Genomic DNA, 1,011 nt, shown 5'->3' with positions numbered 1-1,011 from the left:
GGTGGACGGGCTGTCCATGTTGATCATTTTCGCTGAGTGGGAGCGCCTGACCGCCGATCCGGACGTCGAGCTTCCTGCGATCGGCATCACCTTCCGCGATTACGTGCTCCAGGCACAACCCGACGAGGAGTCCCTGGACAAGGCGCTGACGTACTGGCGTGAGCGGACGGCGGACCTCCCCTCGCCGCCGCGTCTCCCGCTCACGAAGGACCCCGGAGAGGTGGAGATCCCCCGCTTCCACCGCAGGGAGGCCAGGCTCGACCCGGAGAAGTGGGAGGCGATCAAGGGCCGGGCCAGAAGGTACGGAATCACTCCATCGGTGGTGCTGCTGGCCTGCTACGCCGAGGTGCTCTCGGCCTGGAGCGGGCAGCCGGACCTCACCGTCAACCTCACCCTGTTCGACCGGCGCGACGTCCACCCCGACATCGGCCACGTCGTCGGGGACTTCACCTCCGTGCTCCTCGTCGCACACCGGCCCGCCGCGCACGAAGGCTGGCTGGAGCGCGCCCGCCGCCTCCAGGAGCAGGTCTGGCGCGACCTCGACCACCAGGAGATCTCGGGCGTGCGCGTGCTGCGCGAGCTGGCCCGCGAAAACGATCGCCTGGCCGAGCCCGTCCCCACCGTGTTCACCAGCATGCTCGGCGTCGACGACGCGCTGGCCCGCACGGTCCGATGGCCGGACCACACCCGATCCCAGACCCCCCAGGTCTGGCTCGACCACCAGGTGATCGAGCTGCCGGACGGGCTGCTGCTGAGCTGGGACAGCGTCGACGAACTGTTCCCGGGCGGCCTGGTGGACGAGATGTTCGCCGCCTACACGGAATCGGTGGAACGGCTGGCCGACGAGCCGGAATGGGCGGCGGTCCCGGGTAAGGCGCTGCCACAGGGGCGGCCGGAGCCGAAGCAGGACAAGGCCCGTCCGAAGCGCGGTTTCGAGGCGCCGGTCGGGGTGGTGGAGGAGACGGTGGCGGGGATCTGGGGTGATCTGCTGGGAGTGTCGCGGGTGGGTCG

Annotated in this window: 1 protein-coding gene; it reads left to right on the top strand. The window is 70.0% G+C overall.

Annotated elements, in window-relative coordinates; genetic code table 11:
• Positions 1-16: 16 nt before the first annotated feature.
• A partial coding sequence (locus E1295_RS48195; RefSeq protein WP_246081267.1) for a condensation domain-containing protein occupies positions 17-1,011 on the top strand: 995 nt, incomplete at its 3' end.

This window comes from Nonomuraea mesophila (genome assembly GCF_004352805.1).
GTDB classification, from domain to species: Bacteria; Actinomycetota; Actinomycetes; order Streptosporangiales; family Streptosporangiaceae; genus Nonomuraea; species Nonomuraea longispora.
This window is presented reverse-complemented; position numbering and strand designations above follow the sequence as displayed.